The 17,695-nt window shown below is 53.8% G+C and carries 12 protein-coding genes and 1 tRNA gene; 8 read left to right on the top strand and 5 right to left on the bottom strand.

Translation table 11 applies throughout. From position 1 onward, the window contains the following. Positions 1-20: 20 nt before the first annotated feature. Together GmarT_RS26165 and GmarT_RS26160 are read right to left on the bottom strand one after the other, a co-directional pair. Positions 21-1,208 carry a DUF502 domain-containing protein gene (locus tag GmarT_RS26165; protein ID WP_002644599.1) on the bottom strand — a complete coding sequence of 396 codons (1,188 nt, stop codon included), beginning with the start codon at positions 1,206-1,208 and terminating at the stop codon, positions 21-23. Between the two features lie 72 nt (positions 1,209-1,280). Then, entirely contained in the window at positions 1,281-2,039 is a 759-nt protein-coding gene (locus GmarT_RS26160; RefSeq protein WP_002644600.1) for a ComF family protein, read from the bottom strand. Between the two features lie 339 nt (positions 2,040-2,378). Between GmarT_RS26160 and hpnE the strand changes: the two genes are divergently transcribed. Both hpnE and GmarT_RS26150 read left to right on the top strand, forming a co-directional pair. Beyond that, positions 2,379-3,836 (top strand): hydroxysqualene dehydroxylase HpnE, encoded by a 1,458-nt coding sequence (gene hpnE / locus GmarT_RS26155; RefSeq protein ID WP_002644601.1) that lies wholly within the window; start codon positions 2,379-2,381, stop codon positions 3,834-3,836. 10 nt (positions 3,837-3,846) lie between these two features. Then, positions 3,847-4,905 carry a potassium channel family protein gene (locus GmarT_RS26150; RefSeq protein ID WP_002644602.1) on the top strand — a complete coding sequence of 353 codons (1,059 nt, stop codon included), beginning with the start codon at positions 3,847-3,849 and terminating at the stop codon, positions 4,903-4,905. A gap of 1,925 nt (positions 4,906-6,830) precedes the next feature. On the opposite strand, the gene GmarT_RS26145 is transcribed toward GmarT_RS26150, so the two are convergent. Together GmarT_RS26145 and GmarT_RS26140 are read right to left on the bottom strand one after the other, a co-directional pair. Continuing rightward, entirely contained in the window at positions 6,831-7,229 is a 399-nt protein-coding gene (locus tag GmarT_RS26145; RefSeq protein WP_002644604.1) for an acyl-CoA thioesterase, read from the bottom strand. Between the two features lie 38 nt (positions 7,230-7,267). Further along, the gene (locus tag GmarT_RS26140; protein ID WP_002644605.1) at positions 7,268-8,863 is read right to left on the bottom strand and encodes an amidophosphoribosyltransferase; all 1,596 of its coding nucleotides are present in this window, start codon (positions 8,861-8,863) and stop codon (positions 7,268-7,270) included. Positions 8,864-9,148: 285 nt separating this feature from the next. Between GmarT_RS26140 and proB the strand changes: the two genes are divergently transcribed. Both proB and GmarT_RS26130 read left to right on the top strand, forming a co-directional pair. Next, positions 9,149-10,294 (top strand): glutamate 5-kinase, encoded by a 1,146-nt coding sequence (proB, locus tag GmarT_RS26135; RefSeq protein WP_002644606.1) that lies wholly within the window; start codon positions 9,149-9,151, stop codon positions 10,292-10,294. 21 nt (positions 10,295-10,315) lie between these two features. Continuing rightward, the gene (locus GmarT_RS26130; RefSeq protein ID WP_002644607.1) at positions 10,316-10,858 is read left to right on the top strand and encodes a hypothetical protein; all 543 of its coding nucleotides are present in this window, start codon (positions 10,316-10,318) and stop codon (positions 10,856-10,858) included. Positions 10,859-10,954: 96 nt separating this feature from the next. Here the strand turns inward: GmarT_RS26130 and GmarT_RS26125 are convergent, their stop codons facing one another. Beyond that, positions 10,955-11,971: an alpha/beta hydrolase gene (locus GmarT_RS26125; protein ID WP_002644608.1), complete on the bottom strand. Its 1,017-nt coding sequence runs from the start codon at positions 11,969-11,971 to the stop codon at positions 10,955-10,957. Between the two features lie 299 nt (positions 11,972-12,270). Here GmarT_RS26125 and GmarT_RS26120 point away from each other — a divergent pair, with 299 nt between their 5' ends. The 4 genes from GmarT_RS26120 (at position 12,271) to GmarT_RS26105 (ending at position 17,640) form a co-directional block, all read left to right on the top strand. Next, complete coding sequence (locus GmarT_RS26120; protein WP_002644609.1) at positions 12,271-12,966, top strand: GntR family transcriptional regulator; 696 nt, start codon at positions 12,271-12,273, stop codon at positions 12,964-12,966. Between the two features lie 68 nt (positions 12,967-13,034). Next, a complete protein-coding gene (locus GmarT_RS26115; protein ID WP_002644610.1) occupies positions 13,035-15,938 on the top strand; it encodes a DUF1553 domain-containing protein in 2,904 nt (967 codons plus the stop codon). A gap of 13 nt (positions 15,939-15,951) precedes the next feature. Next, positions 15,952-17,445 (top strand): DUF1501 domain-containing protein, encoded by a 1,494-nt coding sequence (locus GmarT_RS26110; RefSeq protein WP_002644611.1) that lies wholly within the window; start codon positions 15,952-15,954, stop codon positions 17,443-17,445. Positions 17,446-17,565: 120 nt separating this feature from the next. Next, positions 17,566-17,640, top strand: a tRNA-Pro gene (locus GmarT_RS26105). The last annotated feature ends 55 nt before the right edge of the window (positions 17,641-17,695 follow it).

The raw sequence follows: 17,695 nt of genomic DNA, 5'->3' as shown, positions 1-17,695 counted from the left end.
TGTGCAACCAGAGGCTCAGGTTACTTCGAATCCTCTGCTGGCTGGTTGGGGGGATCAGATTCCGAATCATTTGAATTTTCCGGCTTCTCTTCTGTGGTCGTATGATCGCTTTCAATCGTCGATGTCTGCGTGGTCGGAATCGGGGGGGCTATCTGGACTTTGAATCCCGCCAGCTTGCGGTCTCCCAGCAGACGTTTTCCCAGCTCTTCCCGCAGCAGTTCATCGGTAACCCGCTGTTGAGGCGGTACTAAAACCCCACACGACAGACAAAACTGGAAAGCCTGGTCCACGGTAATATTTAAATCGACGATTTCGCTTTTAGGCACACTCATGGTGTAGCCGGTTACCGGCATCGGGGATGTCGGGACCAGGATGGCCACCAGAGGCTCTCCTGCAGTCACCGTCATTTCCAGCATACTGTCGCCGGTGACAAAACCCAGCGACCAGATACCCCGCCTGGGATATTCGATCGCGACAACCCGACTGTAGTCCACGGTTCGTTCGCTGAAGAAAAAGTCGGTGACCTGCTTCACTGAAGAATACACATTACTCACTACAGGCAGTCTTGCCAGAACTCCCTGTTCGAATTTTATAACCATCCAGGCACCAATCCGCGCGGTGACGAATCGCCCCAGGAAATAGAGTGCCACAACTGTCAGTGCCACCGCCACGGCACTCAGGTGAAACAGACTCTTGAACCAGCGCGTGGTTGCCAGTTCCATATACAGGCCCATCGCCGTGGTCGGCATATCCGATTCTCGGATGCGTTTGGCAACTTCACGATAGTCGGCATACTTGACTGCTCGATCGCCAAACGGAACCCAGGCGTAAGACGCTATTTTATTTCGGTTGACCATTTGAGATCCGGCTGACTGTTCGATGGCTCTCACTGTGTCCACGTCAGCTCTGCTGATCAGATAATCTTTGCGACAGTATTCCAGGGGGGGGAGGTTTTCCATCTCTACAAAATTATCGCGGGGTTGTGAATCGTCTGTGAAGTAGGCAATACAGTATCTCACCGTGGTTGTCGTGGGCGTGATAATGTAATCGTTCACTATCCCGGCAACCCAGATCACGATGACCAGCGTCAGAATCGGAGGCAGACTGATGGCCAGCCCGCGCAGGAAGAAACGATGGTTTCTGCCAATCGCTTTTTTCTCCGCCTTCTTACCGGGGGTTTTTTCAGGTGGAGTGGTACTCGCATCCATCGAGGTACTTACCTTGTCTGTTGTATCCACGCTGACAGCAACCGTCTCGTGTGGAGATTTGATTTTCTAAAGTCATATACGCGGCGCTCTGGCTATGACTGCTACATTAATTTCGCTGGCACCTGCCTGCAGAAGGGCACGTGTCGCAGCATTCGCAGTTGATCCTGTCGTCATGACATCATCAACCAGTAATATACTTAAGTCTTTCACCCGACCGGGCCTACGGACTTGAAACGCGTCACGTAGATTTGTTCTCCGGTTCTGAGGAGATAAACTGGTCTGTGGAGGAGTCTTCTTTCGTTTGGCGAGTATATTCCCGCTGTATTTCGCTTGCAAGCGGTGTGACAGGGCCTCTGCAATGATACTGGCCGGATTATGAGTGCGACGCAGACGGGATGTCCAGTGCAACGGGACCGGAACAATCAGTTCTGTCCCCAGTTGTTCAAAGAATTCCTGATTCCGATAGAACAGCAGATTCGCCAGCCCCCCTCCCAGGTACGCGCCATGGTTCTGCTTCAGATTCAGAATAAATTCCTGCAATGCTCCTTCATATTTTCCCAGCGCGACTGCCCGCGCGAACCGGAATTTCTCACCCCGACAGTCTGTACAGCCTCCGGAAGTCTCCAGATGTGGGCCCACCGGCGCGCCGCAGCGCTGACAGGATCGGGAAAGAACGGGAACCAGTTCTTCAATCTGTTCCCCGCAATTCACGCCGGTACACACCGTTTCCATCCCACACAGCGAACAGCGGGGCGGATACAGGAAGTTGCGTCCCGTCTGCAGCCAGCGTGTTGAAAAATGCTGCAGTCGCTCAATCCCCGGATATTTCATGATTTCGCAGAGTCATCACTAGGATCAGATTGATTTTTCGGTATCCTCAAATACTGAATTTGATCGTATTTTATGATAGCGACTTTCGTTTCATTCTACTCAGTCAAATTGTTTCTGAAGACGCTGTAGTAAAACAAGTGGTTCATCAATCCTGAAGTGACAGGTGAGCAATGCCAGGCGAGCATACCAACGAGCGTGCGGACCAGTTCAGCCAACCTGTCATTCCAAGTCTGATAAGACCCAGGCATAGTCTAGGTGAGCCATGTCAGGAAATACAGATCCAATGTTCAGGCCAGGCCCGTTTTCTTAAAATACCAGTAGAGTTCGTCAGGATCGTCCGTGGGAGCCAGTCAGTCAGAAGTTGTCATCATCGGAGGCGGTCTGGCCGGACTGGCCTGTGCAGTCACACTCGCAGATCGCGAGATTCCTGTCTCCCTGTATGAGTCGCGTCCCCGTCTGGGAGGCCGCGCGAGTTCTTTCGCGGACAAACAGTCAGAACAACTCATCGATAACTGCCAGCATGTCAGCATGGGCTGCTGTTTTGAATTCAACCGGTTCTGTGAAACCGTGGGCATCGCCGATTCGTTCCAGCGCGCTGCAGAACTCTATTTCGTTGGCCCCGACTCAATCGGCCCCGATTCGAACGGCAGACAGTTCAAAGTCAATCGCTTCGCCGCCAACCCGCTGTTGCCGTCCCCCCTGCATCTGCTCCCCGCATTTGGCGGACTCTCTTATCTATCCTGGTCTGATAAGATCCAACTCGCCCGTGGCCTGAAACAGCTGGCGATCGCAATCATTGACCTTGAAAACGAACCCACCATCGCCGACTGGCTTGTCGCGCACGGCCAGTCTTCCGCTGTCATCAACCGCTTCTGGAATGTGGTTCTCGTCAGCGCGTTAAGTGAAAGCCTCGACCGCATCAGCCTTTCGCATGCCCGTAAAGTCTTCGTCGATGGCTTTCTCAGAGCCCGGGACAACTGGCAGGTGCTGATTCCCACCGTTCCTCTCGAACACCTGTATGGCACAGTGATACAGGACTACCTCAAACAGCGTGGCTCAAAAATCTCGCTGCAGACCGGAGTTGAAAACATTCGCATCGACGGGCAGCAGGTCACCGGCATCCAGTTACGCGACGGCAGCGAAATCGACTGCCCGCGGGTCGTGCTCGCGGTTCCTTACCAGCGCGTCTTCGATCTCCTGCCCGACGAATTTCCAGGTCGCGAAAAGTTAACCGGCATTCAACAACTTGAATCCGCTCCTATTACCAGCGTCCATCTCTGGTTCGATCGCGAGATCACCAGTCTGCCTCATGCGGTCTTCGTCGACACGCTCTCGCAGTGGATGTTCAATCGCAGTCGACTGATGCAGAATGCTTCTACTGAGTCCGGTTACTACTACCAGGTTGTCATCTCCGCCAGTCACAATCTGACAGGATCTGCCCGGCAGGGACGAACCCAGTCAGAGATCATCGGCGAAGTCGTGAGAGAACTGGCGATGATCTGGCCTGAAGCAAATGCTGCAGAACTGCTGCACAGCCGCATGGTTACCGAGCATCAGGCCGTCTTCTCCGTGAAACCCGGAGTGGAACAGCTCCGTCCGTCCCAGCATACTCAAGTCGAAGGGCTCTACCTGGCGGGAGACTGGACTTCGACCGGCTGGCCTGCCACCATGGAAGGCGCCGTTCGCAGTGGAATCCAGGCCGCCGAGTTCCTCCTCGCTGATCTGGACCGACCCGAAACCATTTTATTACCACCGGCTCAGTCGAGTTTTCTATCTAAAATTCTATTCAGACTGTAGACTCTCACGCATGGTTTTTCATTTCATCGTACCCACAAGTCAGACGAAACAGCAGAAACAGTCGGTTGCGCAGTTTGTTCGCATCGTCGTTCTGCTGATCGGCTTTACCATCTTCGGGACCGTGGGAATTCGCTGGATTGAAGGTGCCTCCTGGCTCAACAGCCTGTATATGATTGTCATCACGGCAACCACCGTCGGCTATGAAGATCCCGTTTCCCTCTCCGACAACGGCAAGCTGTTTATCATCTTTTACCTCATGTTTGGTCTGGGAATATTTACCTACTCTGTCTCCCAGCTTGGTCAATGGATCGTTCGACAGCAAATGAGTTCTATCCTGGAGAAACGTCGCATGCAGAAAGCAATCTCTAATCTGGACGGCCACTACATCGTATGTGGCATCGGTCGCATGGGGGCCTCCATCTGTGAATACCTCCACGAACGCGAAAAATCGTTCGTCGTCATCGATAAAGACGACGAACGTCTGCAGTTGACCTGCGAAGACAAAGGCTGGCTCTATATTCATGGCGACGCCACCGATGACTTTGTCCTGCAAAGCGCAGGGATCGAAAACGCCAAATCTCTTGCTGCCGCTCTCCCCAGCGACGCCGATAACGTGTATGTCGTCCTCACTGCCCGCATGCTCAATCCCGAATTCCAGATCATCGCCCGTGCCAGCGACGACAAAGCCGGCGATAAAATCCGACACGCCGGTGCCAATCGAGTCGTCAGTCCGTTTCGCAGTGGCGCCGTCAAAATTGCCCGCTTCATGATTCACCCCGCTGTCGAAGATTTTGTCGAAGTCGCCAGCAAACATGTTGGCGGGTTTGAAGTCGCCGACCTGCAGATCACTGACGCCAATCCTTACTGTAGCAAAAAGTTACACGAGACCGATTTCAGCACCAAAGGCATCATGGTCGTCGGCATCTGTCGACCCGGTCAGCAGCCCCAGATGCCACCGCCGAGTACATCCATCCTCAACGCCGGCGACAGCATCTTCGCACTCGGTTCTTCCGATGCCATCAATGCACTCATGGAAGAATTTAACGAGTACGAAGATGCATCGACATAACGCACACTGCTGAAAACCGGTCACTGCCACTGTAGAAATTGCACTTGACCCGCTCGCGCCACTGGCGATAAGCGTTGTTTCGGGTCGCGCGCGTGGCCAGTTTACAGTGCACCAGAACACGCGATACCTGTTCCTGATCTTCACTATAAAACAGCCCGTTTTTTCCAGATTTGCACTGCCTGAATCCACACCGGTTCGTGATGTATGCCTGCGGGTCGCCACACATCGCAGCCTTTCACCTCGGCACCGCCACTGATCACTCCAGCATCGGTTCCCTATCAACACAGTTCGCCACATCATTCCCATAATCCACTTGATAGCCTCACGCCCCTCCCTAAGATTGACACTCCCACATGAATTCAAACCTCCTGAAAAAGCAGCATGAGGTAACAAAACACAAATCAATCTCAAAGCAGCGGTTTCCATGATCAGTTCCCCTGAAAAATCTTTTGCGTGTGGTTTCGTGTTTTTCGTGGTCGTAAAAAAAACCTGACGAAATACAAAATTCACCACCAGGACCGACATCCGTGTTTCACCGTTCGCACACATAGGTAACAGTCGCTCAAACTTAGAAATAACGGCAACTTCGGGTGGTCCTGGCTGTAATCCAGGATTGCCACAGGTAACTGACGGTAAAAATGTTCGAACAATCGGCGAATGTCCGACCTGCTTCGCAGTAGAAGCAAACACAGGGGATTACCCTACGCCGATTCATCGCTTGTACTGTCAGTTTCCAGGCCTACCTGGTACGAAGCATGATAATAGAAGTACCCCCATCTCCTCAGATAAATATCCCGAACGACTGAAGACAGAGCAGAGGGTAACAGAAAACCGCCAGAGCAATCGCTCAATCCCGGTGCGTTCATCAGACCGGTCTTACAGTACGGGTGGAATCCATCTGTCCGCCCGCGTGGCGAATTTCAAACCAGTTTCACACCGCAATCGGAACCGATGGAAACCTTGAACTGGAATTATCTACCACGCAAAACACGAAACGACACGAAATTAAAAATGGGTAACCCCGGATGCAATCCGGGGCGAGCGCAGCGAGCAGGAGGTCGCAGCTCCCGCGTGCGAATAAGATCAGGGGTGATCCCAATCCCGGCACGCTCATCAGACAGTCATGGGCAGATACAAGGGCAGGATCCATCTATCCGCCCGTGTGGCGAATTTCAAACCAGTTTCACACCGCAATCGGAACCGATGGAAACCTTGAATTGGAATTATCTACCACGCAAAACACGAAACGACACGAAATTAAAAATGGGTGACCCCGGATGCAATCCGGGGCGAGCGCAGCGAGCAGGAGGTCGCAGCTCCCGCGTGCGAATAAGATCAGGGGTGATCCCAATCCCGGCACGATCATCAGACCGGTCTTACAGTACGGGCAGGCCCCATCTGTCCGCCCGCGTGGCGAATTTCAAACCAGTTTCACACCGCAATCGGAACTGATGGAAACCTTGAATTGGAATTATCTACCACGCAAAACACGAAACGACACGAAATTAAAAATGGGTGACCCCGGATGCAATCCGGGGCGAGCAGAGCGAGCAGGAGGTCGCAGCTGACGCATGCAAATTAGATCAGGGATGATCCCAATCCCGGCACGCTCATCAGACAGTCATGGGCAGATACAAGGGCAGGCCCCATCTATCCGCCCGCGCGGCGAATTTCAAACCAGTTTCACACCGCAATGGGAACTGATGGAAACCTCGAACTGGAATTATCTACCACGCAAAACACGAAACGACACGAAATAAAAATGGGTGACCCCGGATGCAATCCGGGGCGAGCAGAGCGAGCAGGAGGTCGCAGCCGACGAATGCAAATTAGATCAGGGGTGATCTCTCTTCACTGCGAGCGGGTGGGGTGCAATTCAACACCAGGGTTCGTGTTCACATTCACCAGACTCAAAACAGAGCCCGTTAACTCTCCGTACCCAGTTGCTCCATCGCTGCGGGCATGCGCTGGATATTACCTTCTCGGTCGACACAGGCAATCACGCTGTGTGCCACAGCGACACTCGCGCCGTCGCGAAACAGTTCATACTTGTGTTCCAGCTTGGCACCGGTCACTCTCTCCAGCGTGGTTCGCAGTGTCAGTACATCATCATAGCGGGCGGGCAGACGGTATTTGCATTCGATCTTTGCGACCACCAGCAGGTAACCTTTCTCTTCCATTTCGCGATAGTTGCCACCCTGCGAGCGGAAGAGTTCCGTGCGACCCATTTCAAAATACGTGAAGTAATTTCCATGATGCAGAAAACCCATCGCGTCCGTTTCGTTATAGCGGACGCGGATTTCTATCTCATGCGAGGCAGACATAGGACCGTATATTCCTTTATTGAATTCTAAGCAGACCGTCAGGAGCGAACCGGCGTGGGAGGAGTGACATCGTAGGTCCGGTGAGAATCGGAATCGCGGTCTTCATTCTGAGAATTATCAACGGCGATCTGATACAGTTTCCGACCTGCGTCTGTGGGGTAGGTCGTATCGATACAGGCCTGGCAGAGCGATGTTCCGGGCAGACCAACGGCGCGTGCGATCGATTCTTTCGGCAGATATTTCAGACTGTCGGCTCCAATGGCAGCAGCCATTGCTTTTTCCACTTCGGGGGTCATATCGCCCCCATCCAGGAACCGGGGAGCAAACAGTTCGTTGATCGTCGACATGTCGATTCCGTAAAAACAGGGACCGATAATCGGCGGACAGGCCACGCGCACGTGCACTTCTTTTGCGCGTCCCCGTTCTTTCAGCTGGCTGATCAGTGCTTTCATTGTGGTGGAACGCACAATGGTATCTTCCACCAGCAGCACACGTTTGCCTTCCAGAACTTCAGGCAGCGGCGTGTATTTCGCACGGACTTTGTCACTACGGTTCGCACCTTCGATAAACGTACGGCCGATATAACGGTTACGAATCAGTCCTTCCAGGCAGGGCACGCTTAAATGATAGGCCATACTGTCGGCAGCTGCTTTGGCCGTGTCGGGCACGGGAACCACGATTGTGTCATCGTCAATGGGCACGGTTTCCTGTTCGGCCAGCTCTTCACCCAGGCGTTTACGGGTGATGTAGACGCTCTGGTCATCCAGGGTACTGCAGACGTTCGCGAAATAAATCCATTCGAAAAAGCAGTGGGCTTTCTGTGTCGGCCTGGCATATTCGCGGATCGAGAGTTCGCCATCCTTGATGATGACCGCGGAACCGGGCGCCAGGCTTTCGATCTGGTCCTCATCAAATCCCATGTTTGCCAGCGCGACGCTCTCCGAGGCAGCCGCAAACAGCGAACCATCAAAGGCATAGCACAGCGGGCGAATGCCGACCGGATCCCGCGAGACAAACATGTTGCCCAGCGCGTCCAGAAAAACAATATTGTAGGCGCCGTCCAGTCGCTTGCTGAGTGTGCCCAGAATCTCGTGCAGCTCACCGGGGTTCTCTTTGGAAAGCTCCTGGGAAAGCAGATGCATCAGGATTTCGGTGTCGGTTTCCCGCGCCAGATGAAAGTCAGACTCGGTCAGGACTTCTTTACACAGGTCCTGGTAGTTCGCCAGCTGGCCGTTGAAGCCGAAGCTGAACCATTTGGATTTCTGAATGTGATGTCGTTCAAAGGGCTGAGCATAACTGCGGTCATCTTTACCACAGGTTGCATACCGCACATGTCCGATTGCGGCAGGTCCTTCATATTTCTTCATCAGCGCGTTGAACGTCTGCTGGTGATTCAACTGGAATACTTCGGTAACCGTGCCTACATCTTTATGGGTATCGATCAACTGGTTCCGGGCCGGGTTAAACGTGGTCATTCCTGCCGCCAGCTGACCGCGATTCTGGATATCCAGCAGCAGACGGGAAATGAGTTGTGAAGTTTTCTCAGGGGATCCCAGCGGGGCCAGCGGACTGGTTTCCCGGTTGGGGAGATGGTAGACAGCTGCAACGCCACATTCGTGGTATAGTTCCGACATAAAATGCCTTAGTTCGTCAATAAGGGTTTCAAAATCAGTGTGAACCGGGTGAACTATGCGGTAAATTGTTCCAGGACTGGCGAGAAGAGACAGACAAAATCAGGCGCTGACACGAAAAATGAGACGATTTCGGTAAAATCGCCCCTGTTTTCCTGCCAGACTCGCTCTGTCCTGTGTCTATGCTGCAGCCACTGACTTCTATATTATATAAATATTAAGAAATAGGGACCCGGTGGGGAGTGCCTCTTTGAAATTTTTTAGTGATTCCCGGAAAAAGTGCGGACTGTGAGTCGAACCAGACGTGAAATAATTGATACAGCGGAAACGCTGGTGATTAAAATTGGAACAAACGTTCTCTCTTGCGCGGACGATACACTCAATCCCGAGCGGATTGAATCGCTGGCAGAGCAGATCCACCGAATCAAGTTGACAGGTCGCAAAGTCGTGGTCGTCTCCAGTGGTGCCATCGGCGCAGGCATGGGATTGCTAGGTTTAAAAGAACGCCCCAAAGATCTGGGACACCTGCAGGCCTCCGCCGCCGTCGGGCAGGCCCATCTGATCCGCCGCTATGACCGCTGCCTGCAAAAGCACGGTTATCATGCGGCGCAACTGCTGGTGACAGCGAATGATTTCAAGCATCGTACGCGTTACCTCAATGTACGTAACACGATACACACTCTGTTCGAATACGGTGCTGTTCCCATCGTCAACGAAAATGACACCGTCAGTATCAAAGAGATCAAGTTCGGCGATAATGACCATCTCGCCGCCATGGTCACCAGCCTGGTCAAGAAACCATTGCTCGTAATTCTGTCCGTCGTTGACGGATTATATGACGGAGATCCGAAATCTCCGGACAGCGCCCGTATTTCGCAGGTCCAGGACTGGACACCTGAATTACTGGCTCTCGCCACCGATGACAGCAGTTCGCTGGGCACCGGGGGAATGAAATCCAAGCTGCAGGCGGTGCATTCCGCGACTGCAGTCGGAGAAAATGTCATTATCGCCAACGGCACACAGGAAGGAATTCTGGATCAGATTCTCAACGGTGAGGATGTCGGCACACTCTTTCTGGCGCAGGGGGCTTCTGTTTCTGCCTGGAAACGCTGGATCGGTTATACGATCCGACCTAAAGGCAAATTTCATCTGGACGAAGGCGCCACCAAAGCCATTCGTGAAGGCGGAAAATCTCTGCTGGCGATCGGCATCCGTTCGATTGATGGCACTTTTGAAAGTGGCGAAGCCGTCACGCTGGTCAGTCCCAGTGGGGAAGAATTCGCCCGCGGGCTGAGTAATTACAATTCGAATGATCTGGCAAAAATAGTGATGCGACGTTCGGATCAGATTGCCACCATACTGGGAGCCGTCCCGTACTCCGAAGTGATTCATCGGGATAATCTGGCGGTTCTGGAAAACCATCCTGCGCTGTAGGAACTGTAAAAGGACTGACACATGTGGTTTACTGAAACCGCGATCCCGCCGATGGTGATTTGCTCCGCGATTGCCGCGATCCTGTTTATACTATGGTACCAGCGGCGCCTGGGTAAATTTCTGATCGGCAGCCTGCTGATGGTCCTGGTGACGGTCGGGTTTTACGTGCTCGAACAGAGTATCGTCACACCACGTGAGCGTGTCGAAGCCGACCTCTATCAACTGATCGATGCCTTTCAGAAAAAAGAGCAGGAAACGACTCTGAGTTACATCAGCCCCCGGGCGAACCAGTTGCAGGATATGGTAAAACTGGCACTGACACTGGTGACGCTGAACGATGATCTCAGAATTACCGATGTCTCAACGCAAATGAAGTCGGAAGATTCTGTCGCGATCATTCACTTCCGCGCCAATGGAACCGCCATGTATGGAGGAGTTTCCGGCAAGCAGCCCACGCGCTGGGAACTGACCTGGCAGAAAATGGGAGGCGAGTGGAAGGTCACGGAAGCCACCCGTCTGAACCCGATTACCGGCGAACCATTACGTCCGTTTTCAGTTCGCTGACTAGAACGCAACCCATTTCCCCATCGCAACGATCCTGCTATTGAGCGTGTTCCCAATGGCCCGGGAGACGTTGCCGGAAAACGGGATCTGGTTGGTTTAGCTGGCTGCAGGAGTTGTGCTGCGGTATGTCCCGTCGGCCGGCTTTGTTTTGGCAGGCGGATTCATCAGCACGCGTTCAAAAAAAGCTTCCATCTCCGGATAGGTCTCACGACGATTCCTGGTGAAGACATCATGATTTGCTTCCGGATAACGATGGTACGTGATGTCTGCTGCGCCTGCTGCTTTCAAAGCGGCGACAAAACTGTCTGCCTGGGATACATCCACAGTCCGGTCTCCGGCTCCCTGGAATACCAGAAACGGGGGAGCCTGCTTATTAACATAGCTGATCGGCGATGCTATAATCGCCAGTTCCTCCAGACCGGTATCATTCGAGTGCAGCAACTTGAAAAGTGTTCGTTTGTTTCTGATTCCGCCGGGCCAGTTCACAAAATCGGCCGGGACCGCGGAGACACAGACGGCATTGAGCAGACTGGATTGATCCTGCCAGGGACCGTCACCTTCCAGCTTTTGCTCTTCGTCTACCAGTCCCAGCAGACTGACGAGATGAGCTCCTGCTGAATTGCCATATCCGCCAATGCGGTTGGGATCGACATTATATTTATCGGCATGTGCCCGCAACCAGCGAACAGCACACTTCACATCATGCAGGCACGCTGGGAACGGATCTTCATCCGCCAGACGATAATTGACGCTGATACAGACATAACCCAGGCTCGCATATTCGACCGGACCACTCCGAAAAATGCCACGGGCTTTGTCGCCGCTCGACCAGCCACCACCGTGCACAAAGATAATTGCAGGACGGGGGGGTTCACTCCGTTCACGAGGCATGACCAGGTCCAACTTCCAGGCGCGTCGGTTACCAGGCCGATACTCTATATCTTCCACGACCTTCAGGTCTTTAGGCAGCGGCGCGATGTTTGACAGTATCGGAGCCTCTTTTTTGGTCTGCTGGTTTTCAGCGGAACTCTTTTGCGGTTCCGGAATCAGGTACGTAACGAGACCCAGCAGAAACAGTCCGATCAAAATGCGGGATACAAAGCGTGGCATCATCAGCCCTCACTTGTGTTAATAGAAAATAGAAGCACTTGTGTAGGTCAATTAACCCTGATTAAGCTGGCTGGTTTCCCTGATCTTTTCATTATTTCAAAATAATCCCGGTGACCCTCTGCAAACTCGTGGCTGTTTTCTCCCCTCAAAATCACAAAAACAACCATCCCGGAACCCGCCTGGCGTCGTAGCAGAGTCAGGCAGAAATTCAGATCACGCTTGCTTTATTGTATTGAATACCGTTAAATTATATATAATCCTGACCCCGAGCCTGTTTCCCCGTTTTGAGTGAGCGCACCATCATGGCGACCGTTGTCACCCGACAGATTACCCACGGTTCCCGCAGACAGACGCTGGTACAACAGGTGCTCGGCAAGTTCTTTCAGGGGGAATACCAGCCCAATCAGCGCATGACGGTACAGGCTCTGGCTCGGGAATGGGATGTCAGCGCCACCCCAGTCCGCGAAGCACTGGTGGAACTTGCCGGCATCGGCATTGTGGAAATCTTTCCGAATCGCGGTGCCGTGCTCCGTAATTTCGGCGTGAAGGAACTGCACGAAATCTGTCAGGTCCGTCGCATCCTGGAAAGCGAAGCCACCCGCTGTGCCTGCGGTCACATCACGCCTAATGAACTGGCCCGGCTCGAACAGACCTTCCGCGAGCTGGCAGCAGCAAAACGAACCGTCGAGTGGTCCGAAACGACACAACAGTGGGACGACTATCTGCACGAACTCATTTATCGTTCCTGTGGCAGCGAGCGGCTGGTGCTGGAAATTAATCGCTATCGGGTACTCCATCAGACCTTAAGGCAGGTTCGCCACAGTAAACGACAGAATGACCAGGATTTCGAACATATGGAAGAAAATGCAGAGCACTTGCGCATCGTACAGGCATTGATCAAGGGCAACCCCGACAAAGCCGCCAAAGCCATGCACGAGCATCTGCAGCAGACTCCCGTCTGGCTGGAACGTGATCTGTTTCAGCGTCAGGAGTCCTGACCGGCAAACCACTTTTTCAGTGATTTTCTTTTCTAGTATACGACAGCAAAACTTGAAGGACTGGCTCTGTGACTCAATTTCCTCTCGCTCGATTTTGTCTGATCACCCTGTTTTTGACAGTCCTCGGCCTGCTGGTTACGGCGGCTGAACCCACCCCGGACTCAACAGCCAAGGTCAATTTCGAAAAAGAAATCGCCCCGCTGCTCGTCCATCACTGCATCCGCTGCCACAATCCGGGTAATGAAAAAGGGGATCTCTCCCTGGCCACGTTGCAGTCAATCAAAGACGCAGGTTACCTGACGCCGGGCAAGCCTGAGGAAAGCTATCTGCTGGACGTGATTCACACCAGCGCCGATACCGGCAAGGCCGCCATGCCGAAAGAAGGGCCGCCTCTCAAGAAAGCACAAATTGCGTTGCTCACCCGCTGGATCAAAGAAGGTGCCGCCTGGCCCGCCGGTCTCACGCTTCAGGAAAAATCCAAGGCGGATCTCAGCTGGTGGTCCCTGCAACCCCTGGCAGAGGCAGCTCCCCCCGAAGACAAAGACGCACCCGCCAACTGGCAGACCAGCCCCATCGACCGGTTCATCTTCGCGAAACTGAAAGAGAAGAATCTCAAACCAGCACCGCGCGCCACAAAACGAGAACTGATCAGGCGGGCCACCTATAATCTGACGGGCCTGCCTCCCACGCCGGAAGAGGTTGCCGCCTTCGAAAAAGATCAGTCACCGGACGCATACGAACGGCTCATTGATCGCCTGCTTGATTCCCCCCGTTACGGCGAACACTGGGGCCGCCACTGGCTGGATGTCGTTCGTTTCGGCGAGAGTAATGGTTTTGAACGCAACGTGATTATCGACAATGCCTGGCCCTTCCGCGATTATGTCATCCGTTCGTTCAACGAAGACAAACCCTTTGATCAACTGGTGATCGAACATCTGGCCGGCGATGTGATTGGAAAAAATGACCCCGATGTCGTCGTCGGTAGCACATTCCTCGTCTGTGGTCCTTACGATAACGTAGGCAACCAGGACCCGGTGCAGGCCGCCCAGATTCGTGCCAACACGATTGACGACATGATCCGTACCACAGGCGAAGCCTTCCTCGGACTGACGGTCGGCTGCAGTCGCTGTCACAATCATAAATTTGATCCTATCAAACAGCAGGATTATTACAGCCTGTACGCTACATTCGCTGGTGTCCGGCATGGCAGCCGCGTGATTGCCGATCCCCAGGACCGGCAGGCACAAACCCAGAAACGCCAGCCACTGCAAAAAGAAAAAGCAGAACTGCTGAAACAGAAAAGCGCAATTGAAAACACCATACAGCAGCGGGCAGAGCAGAAATCCGCCGCGTACGAAAAAGAGTGGACCCGAGAACCAGCGAAACGAACGGGAGTAGAAGAAACGTTCCCGCCCGTCACAGCAAAATATGTGAGACTCACTTCGCAGGGGCTCGATACCAACCCCCGCGCCATGACCGGATATCGCGTCGATGAATTTGAAGTCTGGACCGCCGGCGATACGCCGCAGAATGTTGCGCTCGCAAGGAACGGCGGCAAAGCGAGCGGCGCGAACAGTCGCGTCGCCGGCGACTTTGCCGGAGCCTACGATGTTGGCTTGACCATTGACGGAAAAATCGGTGCCTGCTGGATCGCCGGCAGCCCCGATCTGACCATCGAACTCAAAACGCCACAGACCATCAATCGGATCGTCTTCTCCAGTGACCGCTCCGGCACCGCCATGAGCAACTATAAAGCCACCTTCCTGGCGGAATACAAACTCGAAGTTTCGACCGACGGTAAAACCTGGCAGGAAGTCGCCTCATCCCATAACCGCAAACCCGTCAGCTCCTCTCACCGCCGCAAACGGTTTTACGATCTGGAAGTGACAGTAGAAGAACGCAGTCAGCTCAATGAGTTCAATAAAAAGATAAGAGAAGTCGATCGCCAGCTGGCCGCCATTCCCGATCCCCCTTCCTGGTGGGTGGGGCATCACAGTCAGGTCAATGGTCCCTTCCACATCTTCGTCGGCGGCAATCCGCAGCGCAAAGGGGAAACCGTCGTTCCCGCCAGCATGACCACACTCAATAAAGTGACTGAAGGGTACAAGCTCGATGCCAACAGCCCGCAAGGACAGCGTCGCCTGGAACTGGCCCGTTGGATCGTTTCCAAAGACAACCCGCTCACGCCGCGCGTACTCGCGAATCGACTCTGGTATTACCATTTCGGAACCGGTATTGTCTCCACACCCAGCGACTTCGGCTACATGGGCACAAAACCCAGTCATCCCGAACTGCTCGACTGGCTGGCCCTTCAGATTCAGAAGAACGACTGGCGGCTCAAAGACATTCAGAAACAGATCATGCTCTCGCAAGCGTATCAGCAGGCCAGTACCTTCCGCGAAGACGCCGCCCGCATCGATTCCGATTCGCGCCTGCTCTGGCGGTACCCGCCCCGTCGTCTGTCGGGGGAAGAAATTCGCGACACCCTGTTATCCGTCACCGGAAAACTGAACCTCAAAATGGGTGGTCCCGGCTTTCGTTTATATGAATATCTGCAGGACAACGTCGCCACCTACGTACCTCTCGAAGAGTTCGGCCCGGAAACCTACCGCCGTGCCGTCTATCATCAGAATGCCCGTGCCGCCCGCGTCGATCTGTTAACAGATTTCGACTGTCCCGATAATGCCTTCGCCGCACCCCGACGCAATACCACCACCACGCCGCTTCAGGCGCTGACACTCATGAACCATCAATTTACACTCGATCTCTCCCGCTTTCTCGCCGCACGGCTCAGGCAGGATGCGGGCACGGAACACGTCGATCAGCAGATTGTTCGCGCGTTCCAGTTACTCTATTCACGTGCTCCTCGATCTGAAGAACAACAGGCCGCCCGCGCACTCATTGCCGCCAGTGACCTGGAAGCCCTGTGTCGGGCCATGATTAATTCCAACGAACTGATTTATCTCGATTGAACTGGTGAACCTTATGTTGAATCCGTTTGAACAATTCACGACGCGACGTCTGTTGCAGCAGGTGCATTCCCGCCGTTCGTTTTTTTCCAGCGTCTATACAGGCATGGCCGGTCTCGGACTGACGAACCTGCTTCTCAACGATCTGTCAGCCGCGAATGCCAAACCGGGGAATACAAAACAGAACAAAGACTGGCAGCCCGGCGTCGATGAAACACATTTCCCGCCAAAAGCCAAACGGGTCCTGCAGATCTTCTGCCCCGGCGCCGCCTCGCACATGGATTTGTGGGAACACAAACCCAGCCTGGAAAAGTATCACGGCAAGCCGCTGCCCGGCGAAGAGAACTTCGTCAGCTTTCAGGGGAAAAACGGCAACCTCATGAAAAGTCCCTGGGCGTTCAAACCCCGGGGAGAGACGGGCAAAATGTGTACGACCATGCTGCCTCACATGTCTCGCCACGTCGATGACATCGCCTTCATTCATTCGATGACCACCAAAACCAACACGCATGGTCCCGGTTGTGTGTTCATGAATACCGGCCACGATACCGAAGGCTATCCCAGCGCAGGTGCCTGGCTCGGTTATGCACTCGGCAGTGAAAATGAAAACCTGCCCGCCTACATCGCCATTCCCGATATCCGCGGCGAACCCCCTAACGGCAAAGCCAACTGGAGCAACGGCTTCCTCCCCGCCCAGCATCAGGCGATCGTGATGAACGCGCAGTCTCCCATTCGCAATCTGAAAATTCCCGAGGGGATTTCTCCCAAAGAAGAGAAAGCCACGCGTGAGTTCTTAAAGTTCCTCGATCAGAAACACGCCGAACAGAGGCCGGGCAACACCGATCTGCAGGCGCGCATCGAAGCCTACGAACTTGCAGCCCGCATGCAGCTGTCGGCACCAGAAGTTTCGAATCTCGCTTCCGAGCCCAAATCCATCCACGAACAGTACGGCACGGGAGACCCGAATAAGCTGAAAGCGGCTTACGCGCGCAACTGTCTGCTCGCGCGACGGTTCCTGGAGCGGGGCGTGCGCTATCTGAACTTATACTGTTCCTCGCGGGCATCAGGCGTGGATGGCCTGTTGAACTGGGACGCACACAAGACCCTCAAAGCCGACTACGAACGGCACTGTCCCATCTTCGATCAACCGACGGCGGCGCTGCTCACCGATTTAAAGCAGCGCGGGCTCCTCGACGAAACGCTGGTCCTCTGGACGACTGAATTCGGTCGCATGCCCACACATCAGTCGGGGACGCTCGGCCGCGATCACAATCCGGACGGCTTCACCTGCTGGATGATGGGCGCCGGTATTAAAGGGGGCACCAGCTATGGTGCCACTGACGAATTCGGTCGCCGGGCCGAGCTCAATCCGACCACCGTCTGGGATTTCTACGCGACCGCGTTGCATCTGCTCGGTTTCCAGCATGATAAGCTGACATACTATAATAATGGTCTCGATCGTCGCCTGACTGACGTTCATGGAAATTTGATTAAAGAAATCCTCGCTTAATGCTGATGATGGTTTAAATATCTGCTTGCATTACCAGAGGTTACATATTTTTAGAAGAGAGCATAGAGAACCATTGACGGCTTCTCCCTGTCTCTCTAAACTGTGCCTCTGATTAAGTTGCGGGGCGTAGCTCAGCTTGGCTAGAGCGCTGCGTTTGGGACGCAGAGGTCGCACGTTCGAATCGTGTCGCCCCGACTTTTAAGTTGTTATATAATAAAGGCTTACGGACTTGATTTAAGGTCCGTAAGCC

Source organism: Gimesia maris (assembly GCF_008298035.1).
GTDB lineage: Bacteria > Planctomycetota > Planctomycetia > Planctomycetales > Planctomycetaceae > Gimesia > Gimesia maris.
This window is presented reverse-complemented; position numbering and strand designations above follow the sequence as displayed.